1 protein-coding gene is annotated in these 450 nt (G+C 53.8%); it reads right to left on the reverse strand.

Going from position 1 to position 450, the window contains the following annotated elements; translation table 11 throughout:
- On the reverse strand, positions 1 to 450 hold a 450-nt coding region (locus ACXAH9_RS17175), incomplete at both ends, for an Ig-like domain-containing protein (RefSeq protein ID WP_474896083.1).

Below are 450 nucleotides of genomic sequence, written 5' to 3' on the forward strand. Positions count from 1 at the left end.
ATTGACTGCATTCACCGTGATCGTGAAGGTTTGATCAGCACTCGTGTCTATCCCACCATTCGCAGTGCCACCATCGTCGCTGATGCTTACCGTAACTGTGGCACTTCCAAACGCATCGGCTGCCGGCGTGTAGCTCAAATCTCCACTTGCATTGATCGTCGGCTGTACTGAGAACAGGGCGTTGTTATCATTACTCACATTGAAGCTCAGGTTCTGGCCGCTCTCATCCGCAGGGCCCGGACTCATCCCTGTCGCCCAGCCGGTCACACTCTGGGCACCTGCATCTTCATTGATACTCTCATCCGCTCCCTTTGTGAAGCTTGGTGCATCATTGACAGCCGTTACCGTAATCGTGAAGGTCTGCGTTGCATAGGTGTCATCTCCACCATTCGCCGTGCCTCCATCGTCACTCAACACCACATCGACATTCGCTAATCCATTGGCATCCGC

It is taken from the genome of Ekhidna sp. ABH4_415 (assembly GCF_056161305.1).